Here is a 2,961-nt window from a genome sequence, read left to right as displayed (position 1 = left end):
CTGTTCCACTGGCCGATGGACGCCGCGGTCGCCTTCTGCAAGGCGTTCCTCAGCCGGCACGTGGTGGTGCGGGCGGACTACGGCCTGTACGAGTACACGGTGCAGGTTTACCGGGAGCCGGTCGCCGGATCGCTCCCCGTTCCGCCGCGCTGGCTGTCCGGCGCGCGGTAGACGGGGAAGTAGGCGGTTTCCGGCTTTCCGGCGCACAGGGCCATGTAGGCCGGGCGGTCGAGGACGGCACCGAACAGTTGGGCGGTGGCGGTGGCGTTGGCGAAGCCTCGCTTGAAGCGGCTCAGCCCGTCGTCGGCGTCGGCCGGGCCGGCGTTGCCACCGAGGTCGAGGATGCGACAATCAGCGAAGTGGCGGATCGCCGCGTCGTACAGCGCATAGCTGACGGCGCGGCGGTAGCCCTCGGCGTCGCTGGCGCCCAGGTGGTTGTAGGCGACGTCGCCGCCGCGCAGCCACAGCGCCATGGCGACGATCCGGCCGTCGGCGAACGCAGCGAAGGCGGTCAGGGTGTCAAGGGTGGCGAGGCGGGCGAAGTGCTCCGGCGAGAAGCGGGCGGTTCCGGCGATGCGGTGCCGCGCGATCAGCCCGTCGTACAGGCGCTGCCAGTCGTCCAGGTGGTCGGCGAGCTGCACGATGGAGACGGAGCAGCGGCGCTGCGCGCGCCGTACCTCGGCGTCATGGTGGTCGGAACAGCGCGGCGGACCCAGCGCGCGGTCGATGACGAAATGCGTCTTGAAGGGGCGACAGACGTCGAACGCGGCGATGAAGCGGTCGAGGGGCGGGCCGTCGAACGGGTCGCGCACGCCCACCACGGAGACGAGGCCCTCGGTGCGCAACGCCGCAAGGCCGGTGGGCAGGTCGGCATCCGGGGCGATCGACGCCAGCGGATAGAAGCCGGCGGCGTCCTGCCGGCCGGAGCCGGGGATGGGGCGCACCAGCACGCCGGTGCCCCACGGCGCCACGGGCAGCACCGGGCCAAGGGCGGCGAGTGCGTGGGCGTAGGCCGGGCTGCGGTAGGGCGATGACGGCGGCTGGTCGGGCATGGCGCTGCATGGTAGCGCCTTTCGCCAACCTACGCCGCCTCGCTGCTCAGCGGCGGGGCGAAGAGGCGGTCGCCCTGGGCGAGGCGGTCGGCGGCGGGCACACGGCGGTCGCCGGCCAGCAGCTCGGTCACCAGGATCTCCTCGTCGGCGCAGGCGACGCGCACCCCACGGCTCTCCACGGCGGTGACGGTGCCGGGGGCGGCGGCCGTGCGGCGGCCGGTGCGCCTGGCCTTGGCGACGGCCACCAGCTGGCCGCGGTGCAGGGTGCGCGGCCGGCCCCATGGGGATGGCAGCGGGCCGAAGTCGCAGGCGCGGATGAAGCCGTCCACCGTCGCCGCCGGCCAGTCCCAGGCGATCCAGCCGCCGTTGGGCGGCTCGAAGCCGCAGGGCACGCGGTCGCCCTCGGGCACCATCGCGCAGGGAACGGCATTCGGGTCGCGGGCCAGCGTCTCGACGACGTCCAGAGCCAGCGGCACGCCGTGGCGCACGCAGGCCATGGTGAGCGTCAGCGCGGTGTCGTCCGCCTCGACGGCGAAGTCGGCGCGGGCGGCGATCGGGCCGCGGCCGACCTGCGGCTTCATGGCGTGCACGGTCACCGCGTGGCGCCGGGCGCCATGGAACAGCGCCCAGTGCGGCGCGTGGCGGCCGGGGTACTGCGGCAGCGGGCCGGGGTGCAGGGCGTAGGCGCCCAGCAGCGGCGCGTCCAGCACGTCCGGGCAGACCACGTGCGGCGACTGCGCGTTCAGCAGCACGTCGACGCGCGCCGCGCGCACGGCCTCGGCGAAGTCGCCGGTGCACACGCGCTCCGCCGGCCAGGTGGCGAGGCCGAGGCGACGCGCCGTCTGCCAGACACTGTTTCCGCCTGCCGTGTTTCCACCTGCCGTGTTTCCACCGGCGGCCGGGCCGTCCGGCGTGGCCAGCACGCCGGCCACGCGGTGGCGGGTGCGCAGCACCGCCTCCAGCAGGCGCAGGCCCATGGCCCCCTCGGCGGCGAGGAGGAGGGTGAGAGGACGCACCGGTGTGCTCATCACGTTGTCCCTGTTGGATCAAAGCCCAAAGGTTCGAACCCAAGGTCGCTGTCGGCGGCGGTGACGTACCAGTTGGCCGGGTCGGACAGCAGGGCGGCGCTGTCCTCGGCGCCGAAGCCCGCGCGGGCCAGCATGCGCGTCGGCATGTTGAGGCCGTTCTTGAGGCAGGCGAAACCCATGGCGGCCAGCGGCCGCGCGGCCTCCGGGTTCAGTGTCCGGCATAGCAGCGCCGCGGCGCGCTCCCGCCGGGCGTACTCCACGGCCAGTGCGAAGGCCGCCGCCGTCCAGCCCGGCCGCACCAGATAGTCCAGAACCACCATGACCGGCACGCCGCGCCAGCGGTCGGCGCGCAGCACGACGTAGCCCATCAGCTGTCCGCGGCGCGTGATGTACAGCCGCTTGGCCTGCCGCACCGCCGGCCCGCGGTCGAATCGCCAGCGCAGGAAGTCCAGCGAGCGCTCGGCGATCACCGGATAGCGCTGCGCGGCGTCGCGCCACAGCGGGTCCACCCGTTCGTCGAAGCGCTCCACCACCTCCACCCGCGCCCCGGCGGCCAGCGCGGCGGCGGCATAGGCGAAGGACGCGGTGGCGAGCACCGGCCCGGCCACCGCCGCCGCCGCGCGCCCGGCCCGGCCCAGCCGGGCGGCGAACGGGGTGACGGCGACGCAGGGCACCGGGTCGATGACCCGCACGTAGGTCGGCACGCTGCCGAGGTCGAGCCAGCCCGCCCGCTTGTACGCCTTGTAGGCGGCGTCGGAAGGGGCCAGCGAGACGGTGGCCTCGTTGCACATGGCGTGCGCGTCGGTCAGCGCCGGGCCGACGCCGCGCAGGCGCCATTCCGGGGCCACCATCAGGTCGATGGACCAGGATGCGCGCAGCAT

3 protein-coding genes are annotated in these 2,961 nt (G+C 74.5%); all 3 read right to left on the bottom strand.

What is annotated here, in order from left to right; translation table 11 throughout:
* Positions 1 to 107: 107 nt before the first annotated feature.
* The gene (locus VED21_RS22355) at positions 108 to 1,052 is read right to left on the bottom strand and encodes a GNAT family N-acetyltransferase (protein ID WP_324886178.1); all 945 of its coding nucleotides are present in this window, start codon (positions 1,050 to 1,052) and stop codon (positions 108 to 110) included.
* 29 nt (positions 1,053 to 1,081) lie between these two features.
* On the bottom strand, positions 1,082 to 2,080 hold the full coding sequence (locus VED21_RS22350; RefSeq protein ID WP_324886177.1) for a methionyl-tRNA formyltransferase: 999 nt from the start codon (positions 2,078 to 2,080) through the stop codon (positions 1,082 to 1,084).
* On the bottom strand, positions 2,080 to 2,961 hold an 882-nt coding region (locus tag VED21_RS22345; protein WP_324886175.1), incomplete at its 5' end, for a GNAT family N-acetyltransferase. The genes VED21_RS22350 and VED21_RS22345, both read right to left, overlap by 1 nt.

The sequence above is a fragment of the Azospirillum sp. genome, assembly GCF_035627195.1.
Lineage (GTDB): Bacteria > Pseudomonadota > Alphaproteobacteria > Azospirillales > Azospirillaceae > Azospirillum.
This window is presented reverse-complemented; position numbering and strand designations above follow the sequence as displayed.

Coding starts and splice junctions, on each gene's coding strand:
- VED21_RS22355 (WP_324886178.1), bottom strand. CDS start 1,052: ATGCCCGACCAGCCGCCGTCATCGCCCTACCGCAGCCCGGCCTACGCC.
- VED21_RS22350 (WP_324886177.1), bottom strand. CDS start 2,080: ATGAGCACACCGGTGCGTCCTCTCACCCTCCTCCTCGCCGCCGAGGGG.